The sequence below is a fragment of the Massilia phyllosphaerae genome (assembly GCF_034659755.1).
Lineage (GTDB): Bacteria > Pseudomonadota > Gammaproteobacteria > Burkholderiales > Burkholderiaceae_D > Telluria > Telluria phyllosphaerae.
On the sequence record NZ_JAXSQX010000004.1, the window covers coordinates 182,688 to 201,610 of the forward strand.

General features: G+C 66.0%; 7 protein-coding genes. 5 read left to right on the top strand and 2 right to left on the bottom strand.

Going from position 1 to position 18,923, the window contains the following annotated elements; all coding sequences use genetic code 11:
* Positions 1-50: 50 nt before the first annotated feature.
* Both U1H99_RS16770 and U1H99_RS16775 read right to left on the bottom strand, forming a co-directional pair.
* On the bottom strand, positions 51-869 hold the full coding sequence (locus tag U1H99_RS16770) for a carbon-nitrogen hydrolase family protein (RefSeq protein ID WP_323142867.1): 819 nt from the start codon (positions 867-869) through the stop codon (positions 51-53).
* Positions 866-5,167: a YhdP family protein gene (locus U1H99_RS16775; RefSeq protein WP_323142868.1), complete on the bottom strand. Its 4,302-nt coding sequence runs from the start codon at positions 5,165-5,167 to the stop codon at positions 866-868. Before U1H99_RS16775 ends, U1H99_RS16770 begins: the two co-directional genes overlap by 4 nt.
* Positions 5,168-5,387: 220 nt before the next feature.
* Here U1H99_RS16775 and glnE point away from each other — a divergent pair, with 220 nt between their 5' ends.
* From glnE to U1H99_RS16800, 5 genes are all read left to right on the top strand, one after another.
* Complete coding sequence (glnE, locus tag U1H99_RS16780) at positions 5,388-8,171, top strand: bifunctional [glutamate--ammonia ligase]-adenylyl-L-tyrosine phosphorylase/[glutamate--ammonia-ligase] adenylyltransferase (protein WP_323142869.1); 2,784 nt, start codon at positions 5,388-5,390, stop codon at positions 8,169-8,171.
* Between the two features lie 114 nt (positions 8,172-8,285).
* A complete protein-coding gene (locus tag U1H99_RS16785) occupies positions 8,286-11,207 on the top strand; it encodes a TonB-dependent receptor domain-containing protein (RefSeq protein ID WP_323142870.1) in 2,922 nt (973 codons plus the stop codon).
* Positions 11,208-11,788: 581 nt separating this feature from the next.
* The gene (locus U1H99_RS16790) at positions 11,789-14,599 is read left to right on the top strand and encodes a TonB-dependent receptor plug domain-containing protein (protein WP_323142871.1); all 2,811 of its coding nucleotides are present in this window, start codon (positions 11,789-11,791) and stop codon (positions 14,597-14,599) included.
* 99 nt (positions 14,600-14,698) lie between these two features.
* Positions 14,699-15,466 carry a type I methionyl aminopeptidase gene (map, locus tag U1H99_RS16795; protein WP_323142872.1) on the top strand — a complete coding sequence of 256 codons (768 nt, stop codon included), beginning with the start codon at positions 14,699-14,701 and terminating at the stop codon, positions 15,464-15,466.
* Positions 15,467-15,857: 391 nt separating this feature from the next.
* The gene (locus tag U1H99_RS16800; protein ID WP_323142873.1) at positions 15,858-18,731 is read left to right on the top strand and encodes a TonB-dependent receptor domain-containing protein; all 2,874 of its coding nucleotides are present in this window, start codon (positions 15,858-15,860) and stop codon (positions 18,729-18,731) included.
* Positions 18,732-18,923: the final 192 nt, after the last annotated feature.

The window sequence follows — 18,923 nt, forward strand, 5'->3', positions numbered from 1 at the left end:
CGTGGGCACGTGGTGCCCACCCTACGTGATGTCGCCAGCGGATGTCGGAATCACATCTTGCGGTGCTTCAGCGCCGGCAGGTTCTCGCGCACCTGCGCCAGGAATTCGGCGTCGATCGCTCCGCTGACCACGCCCTCGCCTTCGGCCAGCACGTCCTTGACCTCGCCCCACGGATCGACCAGCATGCTGTGCCCGAAAGTACGGCGGCCGTTCGGATGCAGGCCGCCCTGGGCCGAAGCCAGCACGTAGCATTGGTTCTCGATCGCGCGCGCGCGCAGCAGCACTTCCCAGTGCGCCTTGCCGGTGGTGTGGGTGAAGGCGGCCGGCACCACGATCAGCGCACACTCGCCCATCGCGCGGAACAGTTCCGGGAAGCGCAGGTCGTAGCAGATCGACAGGCCGACGCGGCCGAACGGCGCCTCGAAGGCGCCGACGGTGGTGCCCGGCACGATGGTGCGCGCCTCGTCGTAGGATTCGGCGCCCTTGTTGAAGCCGAACAGGTGGATCTTGTCGTAGCGGCCGACCGGGCGCCCTTGCGGGTCATGCACGAGCGTCGTGTTCAGCACCTTGCCGACGTCATCGGACACCAGCGGCAGCGTGCCGCCGATCAGCCAGATGCCGTGTTCGCGCGCCTGGCCCGCCAGGAAATCCTGGATCGGACCGCTGCCCGGCTGCTCGGCGTGGCTCACCTTGTCGGTGTCGGCGCGGCCCATGATCGGCCAGTACTCGGGCAGGGTCACCAGCTGCGCGCCAGTTGCGGCGGCGTCGGCGATCAGGCGGCGCGCGGTGGCGATGTTGTCCTCGACCACCGGGCTCGATACCATCTGCACCGCCGCGACCATCGCGGGTTGCCGTAATGCGTCGTTCATTGTTTCCCCTTTCTGGATGTGGCCGCCGGGGCCGCGGCGGCCGCTGCCGCTGCGGTCGGCGGCAGCGACCGGTTGTCCAGCTTGACCACCGACGGCGATTTCCACGGCCCCGTCACCTGCATGTGATAGGTCAGCGCCTTCATCACCGGGGCACGCAGGAACAGCTGCGCCAGGAAGCTGCCCAGGCCGATCACCGGGTTGACCGCGAGGCCGTACACCAGCGGGCCGGTGCCGAGGTTGAATTCGGGGATCACCACCACGTGCAGGTTGGTCGATTCGTTGGCGATGTCGGCGCTGCCGTTCATCAGCACGGTGGCCGCGACGCCGTGCATCTTGAGGTTGTCGGTGCGCAGCACGCCACGCGCGATCAGGGCGTTGGCGGTGATGCCGTCGAAGGCCAGGCCTTCCGAGAACACGTCGTGGAAATCGAGTTTCAGCATGCGCGGCAGCATCTGCAGGCTGAGCACGCCGAGCAGCTTGGCCGCGCCCGGATCCTTTTTCAGGAACTGGCCATCCTCGACGTTCATCTGGATCTGGCCCGACAGGCTCGGGATGTCGAGCGAATACGGCAGGCCCGACCAGGACACGTCGCCCCACAGCTGGCCCTTGCCGCGGCGCAAGGTGCCGGGGAAGCCGAGGCGGTCGAGCAGGCGGCCGGCGTCGCTGATGTCGAGCTTGAAGTTGAGCGCGGTATTGCTGCGGCCGTCGCGCGTCAGCCAGCGACCGTTGGCCTTCAGCTGGCCGTCGGGATTGGTCAGCGCCAGCCGGTCGATGCGCCATTCGCGCCCGGCCAGTGCCTGGGCGTTGCTGGCCACCAGTTCCAGGCGGCCGAACTGCTTGTCGAACAGTTCGAAGCGCTCGGCCACGATGTCCAGGGCCGGGATGCTGGCGCTGGCGCCCTTGTTCGATTCGAGCAGGTCCTTGACCTCGTTGGCGGTCGATTCCGGGATGTCGAGCGAGGCCAGGCGCGCCGTGACCTTGCCCAGGCCCTGGCGGGTCGGCGATTCGTTCCAGGTCACGTAGCCGACCACTTCGCGCGAATCGATGCTGGCCTGCCACATGCCCGGCTGGTGGGTAACGCCGACCACGACGTTGCGCAGCGGGCGTTCGCCGACGATCAGTTCGGCGGCGCGCGCACCAATGGTATCCGGGATCACGTACTGGGCCATGCCGGGGCCGCTGCCGGCGCCTTCGGCGGCAGCGGCGCTGGCCGCTTTTTCATTGCCCCCCTGCCCGGCGATCTCGGCCCCCACAGCCAGCCAGCGGTCGACGTTGATCGACTTCATGTTGACGTTGATCATCATGCCACTGTCCGGCTCCGGCGCCGGCACGTTGACGCCGATGCCGCCGTGCTTGACGACCCAGGGCTTCTGCGGCTGGCGCTCGCGCACGTAACGCGCCGCCAACGTGTTGCCCAGCCCGATGCGGATCTCGTCACGGCCGACGCCGTCCGTCCCGGTCGGCTGGCCGTTCAGGACAAAGTGCAGCGGCAGCGCATCGGCCGCCGGTTTATTGAGCGGCGCCGGCAAATCCACGCCGAGGCCGGCCAGGGTGGAGTCGAGCACGATCTGGGTCGCGCGGTCCTTGACGGTCACGCTGCCGCCGAAGCGCGCCCTGCCCGACAGCTTGGCGCCGAGGCGCTGCAGCGCCGGCAGCGACTGGGTGCGGCGCATGCCGTCGGCGGTGGCCGTGCCGGCCATGCGGATCACGATGCCGCCCTCGCGCTGGGTGCCGCCCGACAGCACCAGCGGGCCGCCGAGGAAGCTGGCGCCGACGCCGTTCAGGTTGACGCCGTGCTCGGAAAACTCGACCCGGCCCAGCGCAGCCTGGATCGGCGGCAGTTCGGGGAACAGGGTGACGTCGTTGTTCTGCAGCTGCAGCGCGCCCTGGACCTTGGCATCGTGCAGGTTGGCCAGCGGCAGGTGCAGCTTCAGGCCCAGCTTGGCGGAGCCGGTGGCGCGCGCGTCTTCGGTGAAGTGGCCGATCCACTCCAGTACCGGCGTCACCGCCACGTAGTGCAGCAGGTCCTGCAGGGCGCCGGCGGCGTTGCCGTCGATGTCGAGCACCGATTCGTGCGAGCCCAGCTCCGGGATGGTGGCGCGCACGTTGTTGAGCGCGATGCCGAGGGTACGCGCGCTGTCGGCGTGGATGTCCATGCGCGCGCGGTCGAACACGATGCTGCCGTTGATGTTTTCGGCCAGCGGCCACAGCGGGGTCTTGCCGTCGGGCTGGCGGTGCGCCGGCGCGTATTCCAGCTTGCCGTTCTCGATGCGTCCGCTGACGCGGAATTCGCCGCGCGCGCGCTCCGCGGCGCTGTCGCCCTTGAACGGGAAGTGCGCCAGCTCGCCGCGCAGGCGCAGGCGCGCGTCGTGCAGGGTGCCTCCCTGCAGCGCGCCGGTCAGCCAGTCGCGCAAGCCTTCGTGGGTGGACAGCGGCAGGAAGCGGCCGATGCTGGCGATGTCGAAGTTGTCGATCGTGGCATTCAGGTCGGCGCTGCCCGGCCCGGCGACCCCGTGCGCGGCGTTCAGCGGCAGCAGGTGGCGCCCGGACAGCGTGCCCTTCAGCGCGCCCTGGCTGAAATTCATGCCGTCGACCTCGACCAGCAGCCGGTCGTCCTGCGGCCACGACCAGCGCGCGCGCAGCCCGAGCTGGTCGAACACCATGTCCGGGTTGGCGAACCAGGCCGGCAGCGCCAGCGCCAGCTGGCTGGAATCGAGGGTGATGCTGCCGCCGCGGTCGCTGGCGTCGATGCTGCCGGACAGGTTGCGGAAACCGGGGACGGCGGGCCGGGCCGGCTCGGCCTGGGCCGCCAGCGCGTCGATGCCCAGCCCTTCAGCCTGGCCGCGCACGCGGTAGGCGCTCGGGTGCGGCAGGCGCCCTTCCCATTCGGCGTCGACGTCGAGCAGGCGGCCGCGCGGCGCCAGTCCGTCCAGCAGCGTGCGCTGGGCCGGCGTGAGCGGCATCTGGGCCGCCAGCGCGGCCAGGGCGCCAAGGTCGACGCGGTCGGCCCGCACTTCCACCCGCTCCGGGCGGGTGCGGGTGGCGGGCCGCCACGATTCCGACAGCGTGGCCGGCGCCAGCACCGTGCCGTCGCGCATGACCACCGAAAAGTCCTCGATGCCGACCGTGTGCCCGAGGGCGCCAAAGGTCGGCTTGCCCTCGCCGGCGCCGGGACGGATTTCCTCGCGTGCCGACAGGCGCCCGCTGACCCGGGCCAGTTGCAGCGGCGGCGCATCCGGCGCCAGCCGCGCACCGACGTCGGCCAGGCCGAGGTCGGCCGTGAAACCGGCCAGGCGTGCCTGGTCGAAGCTCAGCCAGGCGCGTACCGAGCCGCGCCCGCGCTCGAGCGTGAATGGGTAGTCGAGATACTGTTTCCAGGCCGCCAGGTCGGCATTGCGCAGGTCGGCATAGACTTCGCCTTTCCAGCGCAGCGTGTCCGACGGGCGCGCGCCGAAGGCCGGATGGGTGAAGCGGGCGCGCACGTCGAGCGGGGCGCTGAGCGCGCCGGGCGGCGTGGCCTTGAGGGCGAAGCGGTGTGCGGTCCAGTGGTTCTGCAGCACCAGGGTGACGTCGCGCAGCGCAAGCGGCGGCGCCCCGCGCAGGCCGTCGGTCCAGTCGATGCGCCCTTCGCGCACCACGATCTCGCGCTGGCGGAACAGCCAGTCGGCGCCGCCGCCCTCTTCTTTCTTGGGGTCCAGGCGCACGCCCGCCACCTGCAGCACGCCATCTAGAGTGCGCCGCACGTCCAGTTGCGGACGGTTGATCTCGAGCGATTCGAAGCGCGGCTCGAAGGCGGCGAAGGTCCACCACGACAGCGTGGCCGACACCGACGGCAGCGCCAGCAGCTGGCGCCCGGCGCGGTCGTGCAGGCGCACGTCGCCGAGATATAAATTGGGGTGCAGGCCGCGCCACGAGGCGTACACGCGGGCGATCGTGACCGGGTTGCCGAGCGCGCGGCTGGCGGCGCGTTCGAGGTCGGGCTTGTACAGGTCGATGTTCGGCAGCACCGCGTAGCGCAGCCCCAGGAACAGCAGCATGAAGGCGAAATAGACCAGCAGGCCGGCCTTCAGCGTGAAGCCGAGCACGTGGTGCGAGGCCAGGTTGGCATAGCGGTAGGCGGTGCGCAGGCGGCACCAGCGTTCGGCCAGCGGCAGGTGGGCGTGCGCCTCGACCGCGTGCGCGTCCTCGGCTGGGCCATCCGCCAGATTGGCGTCGGCGACAGGCGTGTCGGCGCCGGCATGGGCGGAGTCCCGCCCCGCCTGCCGTGCGCGTGCTGCCTGCTGTTCCGGGTCGTGCATCAATATGCTCAAAAAGACTCGCCGCTATATAACTTTGGTAATGTCGCTTCCGTGCCGCGCAGATTCAGACTATTCGTACAATGAAGATGTGCCTATAAACCGATTGCAACAATTTGCAACTGTGGCATCAACTCCCTTAACATCATGCCAACCTGGGCAGGCGGGCAATTTTACCGCATAGCAAGCGTCCCGGAACGCATAACTCGTCTGGATCCGCGTCATGAATACTGTTGTCAATCTTGAAGCTTCCCTTGCCACCCTGTCGCGCTTTTACCAGCGCTGGCTGGCCGCCGATCCGGCGCGTGCTGCGCGCCTGGCCGGCTTGACAGCATTATCGCTGGCCCGGCTCGATCTCGGCGCAGCGCTGGAGCACGAAGCCGCCGCCGGCCCGCATGGCACCCGGCTGCCGCTCGGACGCGCCATGCGCCGCCTGCGCAACCTCCTCATCTGCGGGCTGATCCAGCGCGATCTCGACGGCCAGGCCGATCTCGACGAAGTCGTCACCGCGATGAGCCGCTTCGCCGACTTCGCCGTGCAGGCCCACCTGGCCGAGCTCATGGCCGAGATGACCGCGACCCACGGGATGCCGGTCGGGGCCGAATCCGGACGGCCCCAGCAAATGATGGTGCTGGCCATGGGCAAGCACGGCGGGTTCGAACTCAATGTGTCCTCCGACATCGACCTGATCTTCGTTTACCCCGAGGATGGCGACACTCAGGCCGGCCCGGGCCAGCGCAGCCTGTCCAACCACGAGTTCTTCGTGCGCCTGGGCCGCAAGCTGATCGCCGCCCTGTCGGAAATCACCGAAGACGGTTTCACCTTCCGCGTCGACATGGCGCTGCGGCCCAACGGCAAGTCGGGTCCGCTTGCGGCGAGCCTGAACATGGTCGAGGACTACCTGATCGTACAAGGGCGCGAATGGGAACGTTATGCCTGGGTCAAGGCGCGCGCGGTCACCGGCGATGCCGAAGACATCGCGGCGCTGGACGCCATCGTCCGCCCCTTCGTGTTCCGGCGCTACCTCGACTTCGGCGTGATCGATGCGATCCGCACCATGCACGCCCAGATCCGCGCCGAGGTCAACCGCCAGGAACGCCTGCATCCGGAACGCAGCCACAACGTCAAGCTGGGCCGGGGCGGCATCCGCGAGATCGAATTCCTGGCCCAGGTGTTCCAGCTGATCCGCGGCGGGCGCGATCCGGCCCTGCGCGAACGCTCGACCCGCAAGACGCTGGGGCTGCTGGCCGAGCGCGAGCTGCTCACCGCCGACATCGTCCAGCAGCTGCTCGACGCCTATACCTTCCTGCGCAACCTGGAACACCGGCTGCAATACCTGGAAGACGCCCAGACCCACACCCTGCCGGTTTCGCCCGAAGACCGCCAGACGGTGGCGCGCATGATGGGCCTGGCCGACGAAGCGGCGCTGCTGGTGCACCTGGACGCATGGCGCACCTTCGTGGCGGCCCAGTTCGATGCCATCTTCGCCGATAAAAGCGCCGGCGCCGACAACGTCGACCCCGGCGCCTCGATCATCGACGCCACCAGCGATGCCGACAACCGCGGCGCCATCGCCGACCGCCTGGCGAGCCTCGGCTTCGACGAGCCGAAAGCCGCCGCCGAGCGCCTGGTCGCGACCTGGCAGGCGCCGCGCCTGCAGACCCTGCCCGAAGCCAGCCGCAACCGGCTGCTGGCGCTGGTCAACGCGGCGCTGCCGCAGATCGCCGCCGTCGTCCAGGAGAGCGGACTCGGCAGCCATGCGGCCACGCTCGGCCGCCTGCTCGACTTCTTCGAGGCGATCGCGCGCCGCTCGGCCTACCTGTCGCTGCTGACCGAGTATCCGCACACGCTCGAGCGCGTGCTGCGCATGATCAACGCCAGCGGCTGGGCCGCCACCTTCCTGACCCAGCATCCGATCCTGCTCGACGAATTGCTGGACGACCGCGGCAACAGCGCCGCCAGCTTCGCCGACGACCTGCCGGCACTGGCCGACAGCCTGAAAGTCCAGCTCGACGCTGCCGACGGCGACACCGAGCGCCAGCTCGACATCCTGCGCGAAACCCACCACGCCCAGATGTTCCGCCTGCTGGCGCTGGACCTGGCGGGCGAACTGTCGGTCGAACGCCTGGCCGACCACCTGTCGGCGCTGGCCGACCTGATCGTCTGCGAAACCGTGCGGCGCGCCTGGCGCACGATCGCCAGCCGCCACCGCGAGGTGCCGCAATTCGCCGTCATCGCCTACGGCAAGCTGGGCGGCAAGGAGCTGGGTTACGTGTCCGACCTCGACGTCATCTTCCTGTTCGACGACGACGACGACCTGGCCCCGTCCAACTATGCCAAGCTGGCGCAGCGCTTCATCACCTGGATGACCAGCCACACCCCGGCCGGCATCCTGTTCGACATCGACACCGCGCTGCGGCCGGACGGCGCCAGCGGCATGCTGGTGTCCTCGGTGAATGCCTTCGAGCGCTACCAGCGCGCCTCGGCCTGGATCTGGGAACACCAGGCGCTGACGCGCGCCCGCTTCTGCGCCGGCGACGCCGCCATCGGCGCCCGCTTCGAGGCGATCCGCGAAGCCGTACTGCGCCAGGACCGCGAGGCCGATGCGGCGCAGTCGGGCGATCGCTTGCGCACGGAAGTCGTCGCCATGCGCCAGCGCATGCGCGGCGCCCACCCGAACCACAGCGGCCGCTTCGACCTGAAGCAGGATGCCGGCGGCATGATCGACATCGAGTTCATCGTCCAGTACCTGGTGCTGCGCTACGCCGCGCGCTATCCGCAGCTGACGGCCAACAGCGGCAACATCGCCCTGCTGCGCCTGTGCGGCGACCTCGACCTGATCGACAGGGGCCTGGCCCAGGACACGGCCAGCGCCTACCGCGCGCTGCGCCGCCTGCAGCACCAGGTGCGCCTGCAAGGCCAGGACAATGCGCGCGTCGATCCGGCGCTGGTGGCGGCGCATGCCGAGGTCGTGATGCGTTTGTGGCACAGTTGCTTCGGCGCGTGACCGTGTTGTTTTTTACCCCCGGCGTGTCATATGTATTTACCTTGCATTGACACTCGTCAATACAGAATGATCTGATACAGACGTTTAGTGTGTTGTCCTTCAGGAGAGGATCTCATGCAACGACATATCAGGATCACGCTGGGCCTGTTCGCCACCCTGCCGGCCGCCCTGCCGCCGGCCCAGGCGCAGGCCACAGCGGAGGCCATCGGCACCGGCGCCGTCACGGAGACGCCGCAGCGGGTCGAGGTCACCGGCTCGCGCATCCGCCAGGTCGACCTGGAAACGGCGCAGCCGGTGCAGGTGATGACCCAGGAACAGATCCAGAAGACCGGGCTGGTTACCGTGGGCGAAATCATCAACAACCTGTCGGTGGCCGGCACGCCGGCGTTCTCGCGCGGCTCGACGCTGGGCGCGAGCCGCGAACAGGGGGGCCAGTTCATCAACATGCGCAACCTGGGCGCGAACCGCCTGCTGGTGCTGGTGGACGGCAAGCGCTGGACCACGACCGTGGCCGGCTACACCGACGTCTCGACCATCCCCGCCGCCTTCATCGAGCGCATCGAGATCCTGAAGGACGGCGCCTCGGCGATCTACGGCTCGGATGCGATCGCCGGCGTGGTCAACTTCATCCTGAAAAAGAGCGTGCAAGGCGGCCAGGCCAGCGTCTACACCGGCCGCAACGAACTCGGCGACGGCCGCAGCAAGGACCTGTCGCTCAGCTACGGCGCCGGCAACGAGCGCGCCAGCATCATGGTCGGCCTCGGCTACAGCGAGCTGGGCGCGGTGTGGGCCAGGGACCGCGCCATCACCGCCACCACCAACGGCCCGGCGCACCTGAATGCCGGCTTCGGCCAGGGTCCCTGGGGCCGCATCCGCCAGGTCGCCGCCAACGGCTTCGCCAGCGGTTTCAACCAGTACCTGAACCACACCGGCAGCTACGACGGCAGCGGCACCGGCAGCGACAGCCGCGACCGGCTCAATTACCACACCTACGCCAACGCCGACGCCGACCTGTTCAACTCGACCCAGCAGATGATGTACACGTCGCCGACCCGGCTGACGACGCTGTTCACCAAGGGCAGCATCGCGCTGCCGCGGGACACGCGCTTGCGCGTCACCGCGATGCTGGCCGACCGCCTGTCGTCGCGCCAGGTGGCCGGCTACCCGCTCAACTCGCAGACCCAGCTCAAGTTCCCGGTGTATATCGACAGGAACAGTTACTACAATCCCTACGGCAGCCAGGGCATCGGCGCCACCGGTCCCGGCCAGGACCTGTACTTCTACCGCCGCATCATCGAAGTGCCGCGCGTGAGCGAGAACGAAAACCGTACCCTGCACGTCGACGCCGTGCTCGAAGGCAGCTTTGCGCTGCTGGACAAGCCCTGGACCTGGAACCTGGGCTACAACCACAGCACCATCCACGGCGACGTGCGCTCGACCGGCAACCTGAACCTGCTCAACCTCAAAAAGGCGCTCGGGCCGTCCTTCCGCAACGCCGGCGGCGTGGTCCAGTGCGGCACCCCGGCGGCCCCGATCGCGCTTGCCGAATGCGTGCCCTTCGACATCCTGGGCGGCCCGTCGGCCTCGACCGCGGCCGCGCTGAACTACGTGATGTCGGTCGGCCAGGCCACCTACGGCTCGACCGTCAACAGCGCCACCGCCGACATCACCGGCGAACTGTTGACGCTGCCGGCCGGCGCGCTCGGCGTGGCGGCCGGTCTCGAGCACCGCTCGGTGCGCGGCGAGGACCGGCCCGGCCAGTTCGAGCAGTCGGGCTATTCGAGCGACCTGGCCGGCAACACCACCATCGGCAAGTACAGCGTGCGCGAAGCCTACCTCGAATTCAACATCCCGCTGCTGAAGGACCTGCCGCTGATGCGCAGCCTGGCGCTCGACATCGCCTCGCGCTATTCGGACTACAGCAACTTCGGCAGCACCACCAACAGCAAGGCCAGCCTGCTGTGGAAACCGGTGCGCGACCTGCTGGTGCGCGCCACCTACGCCGAGGGCTTCCGCGCGCCGGCGCTGGCCGACAGCTTCGGCGGCGGCTCGCAAGGCTACGACTCCTACCTGGACGCCTGCGACAGCCTGTACGGCGAAGCCGCCAGGACCCCGGCGGTGAAGGCGCGCTGCACCGCGGCCGGGGTGCCGGTCACCTTCCGCCAGGTCAACCAGGCCGGCGTCCCGGTGCCGGCTTCCGGCGCCCAGACCCCGGTGCCGTTCGAGGTCGGCTTCGGCAACGGCGCGCTGCGGCCGGAAGCCGCGACCACCCGCACCCTGGGCCTGGTCTACAGCCCGTCCTGGCTGAGCGGCCTGTCGGTGGCGCTCGACTGGTTCGATATCCGCGTGAAGAACCGCATCACCTCGGTGACCTCGGTGTTCGAGATCAACCAGTGCTACATCGAAAACGTGCAATCCTTCTGCGACCGCATCCGGCGCGACCCGGTCACCGGCCAGATCGTCAGCCTGTCGCGCGGCACCTTCAACCTGGGCGAACTGGCGACGGAGGGCATCGACCTGAGCCTGGCCTACCGCCTGCCGCGCACCGGCCTCGGCCAGTTCAACATCCGCACCGAGACGACCTACGTCGACAAGTACGATACCCGCAGCACCGTGACGGCCGCCCCGCTCCACTATGCCGGCGAATACGGCTACAACCGGGTCAAGTCCAACCTGGCGCTCGACTGGAGCCTGGGCAACTGGAGCGCCACCCTGGCCTCGCGCTACTACAGCAAGATCAAGGTGCACTGCTGGAGCGCGCCACTCAACCAGGAGTGCAGCAACCCGAATGACAAGACCAGCTGGGGCACCGGCTACAACCGCCTCGGCGCCATGGTCTACAGCGACCTCTCGATCGGCTATGCGCTGCCGTGGAAGGCGCGCCTGCTGGCGGGCGCCAACAACGTGTTCAACCGCAAGCCGACCATCGTCTACGACGCCGGCAGCGCGCTGGGCGGTGCCTCGTCGTCCTCGGCGGTGGACCCGGAACGGCCGATCGACCGCTTTTTCTACGTGCGCTACAACCAGTCGTTCTAAAATTGCCCTTTCGGCCGCCGCATCTCTGCGGCGGCTTTGTATTATTCGCGCAACACCTCTGCCTTTGCGCGTCCAGCGGCGGGACGCCATCCAGCAATTCGTTCCCCTCTCCACCTCCCTGGCATTTCGCGTTGCAGCAGTCGAGTCCGCATGCACCGTCATGAAGCCTTACTGGCAAGGCTGATGTTCGACCGTATTTCCAGGTCGAAATGCGATTCCCCCATGCTTTCCGCGCACCAGCGCGGTGCAACAAAATGCCTTGATTGTTTCATGTTGGACACAGTTAATCAAATGTGTATTGCCGATTTTTCCAGCTCGAAATGACATGTCCGTATAGCTGAATTTACTGATTTTCGAGGCATGAAAATTTATTAAATGAAAGAAAATGTAAATACGCATCCATGCAACAGTTCACAATATGTATGTCTCATTATTGACAGCACATCAGTAGAAATGCTTCCATTGCCAGAGTGCAAAGCATGCAAAACGCATTGCTTTCAGCAAAGCCGCGGCGTCACCCGCCCCGGCTCGTACCCGAAGCTGTGTCCCAACCCAGGAGTCATCCAATGATGGAAAAAGTCTTGTCCCGGTCGATCCGCCTGCTGTGCGTCAGCGGCGTCGCGTTCGGGATGCATGCGGCAAACGCCCAAGAAGCGCAAACCGCACCGCTGCAGCGCGTCGAAGTCACCGGCTCCCGCATCCGCCAGGTCGACATCGAAACCGCGCAACCGATCCAGGTCATGAACCAGGAACAGATCCAGAAAAGCGGTCTGGTCACGGTCGGTGACGTACTGAACCAGCTGTCGTCGGCCGGCACCCCGGATTTCAGCCGCGGTGGCGCACTGACCTCGAACAACGAAAACGGCGGCCAGTACATCAGCCTGCGTAACCTGGGCTCGAACCGCGTCCTGGTCCTGGTCGACGGCAAGCGCTGGACCCAGACCGTCAACGGCTACACCGACATGTCGACCATCCCGTCGGCCATGATCGAGCGCATCGAAGTCCTGAAGGACGGCGCTTCCTCGATCTACGGCTCGGACGCGATCGCCGGCGTGGTCAACATCATCCTGAAGAAGAGCATGGATGGCGGCCAGGTCAGCCTGTACACCGGCGCCAACGACAAACGCGACGGCCGCAACAAGGACTTCTCGCTGAGCTATGGCGCGAATACCGACAAGGCATCCGTGATGTTCGGGCTGTCGCACACCGAACAGGGCACCGTGTGGGCGCGCGACCGCGAGATCACCGCCTACCCGAACGGCCCGCAGTATCCGGAAGACGGCCTGGGCCTGGGCCCGTGGGGCCGCGTCAATTCGATCAACAGCAAGAACGTGGTCAATCAGGTGCTCAACCACCCGGGTGGCGTTGGCGCCGACAGCCGCAACATCGCCAACTACCACACCTATAACGGCAGTTCACCGGACGACAAGTTCAACAGCGCCAGCCAGATGATGTTCCAGATGCCGAACCGCCTGGACACGCTGTTCACAAAAGGCTCGCTGAACCTGCCGTACGACACCCAGTTCACCACCACCGCGATGTACTCGCAGCGCAAGTCGACCGCGACCATCGCCGGCTACCCGCTGCAGAGCACCACCCAGCCGAACTATCCGGTGTACATCTCGGGCAGCAGCTACTACAACCCGTTCGGTGAAGACCTGTCGTTCGCACGTCGCACCATCGAGGTGCCTCGTACCACCGACAACGAAAGCCGCACCCTGCACGTCGACGCGACCCTGTCAGGCAACTTCGAAGTCAAGGGCAAGGCCTGGAACTGGGACGTCGGCTACAACCACAGCGAAGTGCGCGGCACCACCATGGGCACCGGCAACATCAACCTGCTGAACCTGAAGCGCGCCCTGGGTCCGTCGTTCCTGAACGGCAGCGGCGTCGTACAGTGCGGCACTGCGGCCAGCCCGATCCCGCTGGCCGAGTGCACCCCGTTCAATATCATCGGCGGTCCGACCGCCTCGACCCCGGCGGCCCTGGCCTACATCATGTCGACCGGCCAGGCCACCTACGGCAGCACCATCAACAGCGCCACCGCCAACATCGGCGGCGAACTGGTGCAACTGCCGGCCGGCATGCTTGGCGTAGCAGGCGGCCTCGAGCACCGGGAAGTGCGCGGCTACGAGCAGCCGGGACAGTTCGAGCAATCGGGCTACTCGACCGACCTGGCCGGCAACCCGACCCGCGGCAAGTACCAGGTGCGCGAAGCCTACCTGGAAGCGAACATCCCGATCCTGAAGGGCGTGACCTTCGCCGAACTCCTGAGTGTCGACCTGGCCACCCGCTACTCGGACTACAGCAACTTCGGCAGCACCACCAACAGCAAGGCCAGCTTCATGTGGAAGCCGGTCAAGGACGTGCTGGTCCGCGGTACCTGGGCTGAAGGCTTCCGCGCACCAAGCGTCGGCGACACCTTCGGCGGCGGCTCGCAGAGCTACGATACCTACCTGGATCCGTGCGACACCACCTTCGGTTCGGCCGTGGGCAGCGCAGCCTGCGCCGGCGTGCCAGCCGGCTTCCGCCAGGTCGACCAGAGCAGGACCGCGATCACCAGCGCGCGTGGCGCGCAGGGCATCGCACCGTTCCTGTCGGGCGCCGGCAACAACGCGCTGCAACCGGAAACCGCCAAGACCAAGACCCTGGGCTTCGTGTACAGCCCGTCCTTCCTGCCTGGCTTCTCGGGCTCGCTGGACTGGTACAACATCAAGGTCGACAACCTGATCACCGGCATCAGCGCCAACGACGTCTTGTCGTACTGCTACCTGCAGAGCGTCTCGTCGTACTGCAGTTCGATCGTGCGTGACGCCGACGGCCAGATCGTCAACCTGGCACGCGGCAACGCCAACATCGGCTCACTGGAAACCGAAGGTTTCGACCTGTCGTTCTCGTACCGCTTCCCGCGTACCCGGTACGGCCAGTTCAGCCTGCGTTCGGACTCGACCTTCGTGACCAAGTACCGCGAGCAGGCGGAAGCCGGCGCCGACTACACCAGCTACCTGGGCGAATACGATGAAAACGGCGTCGCCTATTACCGCACCAAGTCGAACCTGACCCTCGACTGGAACCTGGGCAACTGGTCCGCCACCTGGACCGCGCGCTACTTCGGCCGCATCAAGGACCTGTGCTACGACGACCTGTCGTGCGCCAATCCGGAAGGCACCGCCGGCTTCGGCACCGGCTACAACAAGCTGGGCGCGATGGTCTACAACGACATGAGCGTGTCGTACAAGACCCCGTGGAAAGGCCAGATCATGGTCGGCGCGAACAACGTGTTCGACAAGAAGGCGCGCTTCACCGTGCTGGGTGCCGCGTCGTCGTCGGCTGTCGACGCCAACCTGCCGATCGACCGCTTCGTGTACGTGCGCTACAACCAGGCCTTCTGATACCGTCGCAAGGCTTGACCAATGCCCGCCAGGTTCGCCCGGCGGGCATTTTTTATCCGGCAAAGGTATGATGTACGGTCGGCTCACAAGAAACGAACCATGGTTATCAAACTCAAGAACGAAAAAGACATTGCAAAGATGCGCGTCGCCGGCCGCCTGGCTGCCGAAGTGCTGGAAATGATCTCCGAATACGTCGTGCCCGGCGTCTCGACCGAGGAACTCGACGCACGCTGCAACGAATACATCCGCAAGGTGCAGAAAGCCACTCCCGCCAACGTCGGCTACCACGGCTTTCCAAAGACGCTGTGCACCTCGGTCAACGGCGTGGTCTGCCATGGCATTCCCAACCCGGCCGACATCCTGCAGGACGGCGACATCATCAACATCGACGTCACCGTCATCAAGGACGGCTGGCACGGCGATACCAGCCGCATGTACTTCGCCGGCACCCCGCGCCCGGAAGCGAAGAAGCTGGTCGACACCACCTTCGACGCCATGATGGCGGGCATCCGCACCGTGCGTCCGGGTTCGCGCCTGGGCGACGTCGGCCATGCGATCCAGACCCTGGCCGAAAAGGCCGGCTACTCGGTGGTGCGCGAATACTGCGGCCACGGCATCGGCAAGATCTACCACGAAGAGCCGCAGGTGCTGCACTACGGCCGCCCCAATACCGGCCTGCTGCTGAAGGAAGGCATGACCTTCACGGTGGAACCGATGATCAACCTCGGCGAGGCCGACGTCGAACAGCTCGACGACGGCTGGACGGTGGTCACGCGCGACCGCTCGCTGTCGGCGCAGTGGGAACACATGATCGCGGTGACGAAGAACGGGTTCGAGATCCTGACGCCGTGGCCCAAGGCGCGCTGAACTCCGGCTGACGCTGCAGCAACACGCCTACAAAGAAAAGCCGGTCGACATGACCGGCTTTTTTCATGGCAGCCTGATCATCCGCCGATCCTCCCTGGCTCCCTATGACACATTTACTGCAGCCGACCGTTCAATAAAATTTCACCAATATATGTATTTTCCGAATCTGACACCAGCCACCATGTAAATACTCCCCCGAACCTTTACGTTTTTCGCCTCAGAAAGCTGCAAGATACTCCCCCTCCATGTCTACATGGCTAAATGTGTTGTATCTGTGCTACGTAAAGCTTTGTAACTTGACTGTAATAAACTGTGCGTTCAGATTATGCGCCTGAGCCATTTTGGGCAGAACCCTGTCCAGATGACTCGTCTTTACATTCGGAGATTTGTGGTGAATCCAACCCTATATAAAAAAAGCACGCTGGCGGTCGCTCTGGCCCTGGCTTACTCTCCTGTGGCATTCGCTCAACAGGTTGAGACCGACAAACCGATCCAAAAGGTCGTGGTGACGGGCTCGAACATCGCTCACATCGATGCGGAAACCTCCACGCCGGTGACGATCATGAAGCGCGAAGACATCGTGCGCACCGGTGCCAACACCGTGACCGAACTGCTGCAAACCCTGACTTCGGCTTCCAGCAGCCTGACCGACATTGGCGGTAGCAACTCGTTCGCCGGCGGCGCCTCGTCCGCATCGCTGCGCAACCTGGGCAAGCAGTCGACCCTGATCCTGCTGAACTCGCGCCGCGTGGCACCGTACGCGCTGGCCGACTACAACGAAGTCTTCACCAACCTCGACTCGCTGCCGATGGACGCGATCGAGCGCGTCGAAGTTCTGCGCAACGGCGGCTCGGCCGTGTACGGCTCCGACGCCGTCGCCGGCGTGATCAACATCATCACCCGCAGCGATTACCAGGGCATCCAGATCAAGGCTACCCAGAACCAGTCGCTGAAGAACAGCGAATTCAAGAGCCGCAACGCCAGCATTACCGGCGGCTTCGGTAACTTTGCCCAGGACGGCTACAACGTCCTGGCCAACGTCGAACTGTACCAGCGCGACGATGTCAACTGGCGCCAGGTCGTGAACGACATCAACCCGGCCTACGGCGACAAGTTCAGCGCCGTCGCCCCGGGCAGCGGCAAGCTCTTCGGCAACCGTGGCGCACCGTCGTCGTACAGCTATCCGGGCAACATCCTCGGTTTCGAGACCGGCGCCGGCGGCGCAGTCACCGGTTGCACCACCGTCGTCTCGCGCCTGTGCCAGTACGACCGCTTCTCGCGCTTCCAGGCCGTCCCGGAAGCCAAGCGCGCCAACGCGCTGGTATCGGGCAAGCTGCGCATCAACGAAAACGTCGACGCCTTCGCTGAAGTGCTCTACTCGCACACCGAAACCGACTACATGAGCGCTTTCCCGACCTACGGCGCCACCGTGTCGGATTCCATCTGGGGCAACCCGGCCACCGGTCAGCGCCAGGTCTTCACCTACCTGCCGCTGGCGGCCAACAGCCCGATCAACCCGACCGGCGAGCAGGCCGACTTCCGCTATCGCTTCGCCGATGCCGGCAGCAACAGCAGCGTCAAGAGCGACCAGTACCGCGTACTGACCGGCCTGCGCGGCAGCTGGGGCAAGTACGACTGGGAAACCGCAGTCGGCGCCATGGGCAGCAAGACCAAGATGAAGCAGCGCGGCACGTTCAGCGCCAGCGGCTTCAAGCAAGTCATCGGCGACTATACCCAGTACGACGCCAACTACAACCCAATCGATCCGAACTTCTTCAACCACGACTACAAGATCGGCCAGCAGAATTCCGCCCAGGTGCTGAACACCCTATTCCCGGAATACGGCTATGACGGCAAGATCACCCAGTACTTCATCGACGGCAAGATCAGCGGCGAAATCGCCCAGATCGGCGGCCGTTCGGTCGGCATGGCGATCGGTGGCGAACTGCGCCACGAGAAGTTCGACATCAGCCCGAGCGCCAACCTGCTGAACGGCGACATCGTCGGCAACGGTTCGGCCAGCGCCAATGCCAAGCGCGCCACTGGCGCCGCCTACGCGGAAATCAACGTGCCGGTCACCGAGAAGCTCGAACTGAACGGCGCCGCCCGCGTCGACAAGTACGAGCACTTTGATGCCCACGTTTCGCCGAAGCTGGCCTTCCGCTACGCCGCCAACAAGGAGTTCATGCTACGCGGCACCATCGAATCCGGCTTCCGCGCGCCGAACCTGACCGAGAGCGCCCAGTCGAGCAAGTTTGCGTTCGACAACGGCGTGGTCGATCCGAAGCGCTGCCCTGCGGCACGTGCCCTGCAACGCGACCTGCAGGCCCAGGCTGCAGCCCTGCCGGACAGCGATCCGGCCAAGCAAACCCTGCTGGCTCGCGCTGACACGGTTCAAGGTAACGAGTGCGCCACCGGCGTGTTCAGCAACGTGCGCAACAATCCGGAGCTGAAGCCGGAAACCTCGCGCAGCGCCACCCTCGGCTTCGTGGTCGAACCGGTCAAGGGCTACAGCTTCTCGCTCGACTACTGGCACATCGAACGCAAGGACGAGATCGGCCTGAAGAGCACCGCCGAACTGCTGGCGGCGGAAGCCGACCAGGCGCCTGGCGTGATCGAGCGCGGCACCCTGGCCAACGACAAGACCTTCACCGCGGCCGAACAAGCCAAGTACGGCGTCACGACCCCGGCACTGCTGGGCACCTCGGGCAGGTTCGAAAACGTGTCGAAGACCAAGACCAGCGGCCTCGACCTGACCGGCAGCGCGCGCTTCGGCACCCCGATCGGTCGCATGACCGTGGATGCCAACGCCACCTACCTGATGGACCTGCGCTACTACAGCTCGACGCTGGGTTCGTACGGCGACAACCTGGCCGGCCGCTACGACGCGCCGAAGATCGTAGCCAACACCACCGTCAGCCTGGAAAACCGCGGCTTCACGCACTCGATCCGCGCGAACTTCGAGAAAGCGACCTCGCTGCAGGGCGACTACTACGATGACAGCTACACCATCGCCGGCTGTGCCGACGCCGGCTGGAGCGCATCGGAGTGCCGCAAGGCGTCCTACGTGCGTTGGGACTACAACGTGAGCTACCGCGGCTTCAAGGGCTGGACCCTGTCGGCCTTCGTGCGCAACATCTTCGACCATCGTCCGCCGGTCGACCTGCGTGCGTTCTCGAGCGATGGCGGCGGCGTGATCCCGCAGAGCATCACCGACGTGCAGGGCCGCAGCCTGCGCCTGACCGCGGAATACAAATTCCGTTGATTAAGGCGTAGTCAGCAATAAATAAAAACCCGCCGGTTTGCACCGGCGGTTTTTTTATTTCAGGATCGACGCTTTACTGCTTAGAACCTGTCTTCCAGGCCCAGGCGCAGCGTACGGCCGCGCGATCCAGACCTTGGCCGAACAGCGCTGAGCGCCGCGCAGCAGGAAAGAAAAATGCCCGGTGGGAACACC

Bases quoted from the DNA above. Each gene is read 5' to 3' on its own strand.
- U1H99_RS16770 (WP_323142867.1), bottom strand. From the start codon at position 869: ATGAACGACGCATTACGGCAACCCGCGATGGTCGCGGCGGTGCAGATG.
- U1H99_RS16775 (WP_323142868.1), bottom strand. From the start codon at position 5,167: ATGCACGACCCGGAACAGCAGGCAGCACGCGCACGGCAGGCGGGGCGG.
- glnE (WP_323142869.1), top strand. From the start codon at position 5,388: ATGAATACTGTTGTCAATCTTGAAGCTTCCCTTGCCACCCTGTCGCGC.
- U1H99_RS16785 (WP_323142870.1), top strand. From the start codon at position 8,286: ATGCAACGACATATCAGGATCACGCTGGGCCTGTTCGCCACCCTGCCG.
- map (WP_323142872.1), top strand. From the start codon at position 14,699: ATGGTTATCAAACTCAAGAACGAAAAAGACATTGCAAAGATGCGCGTC.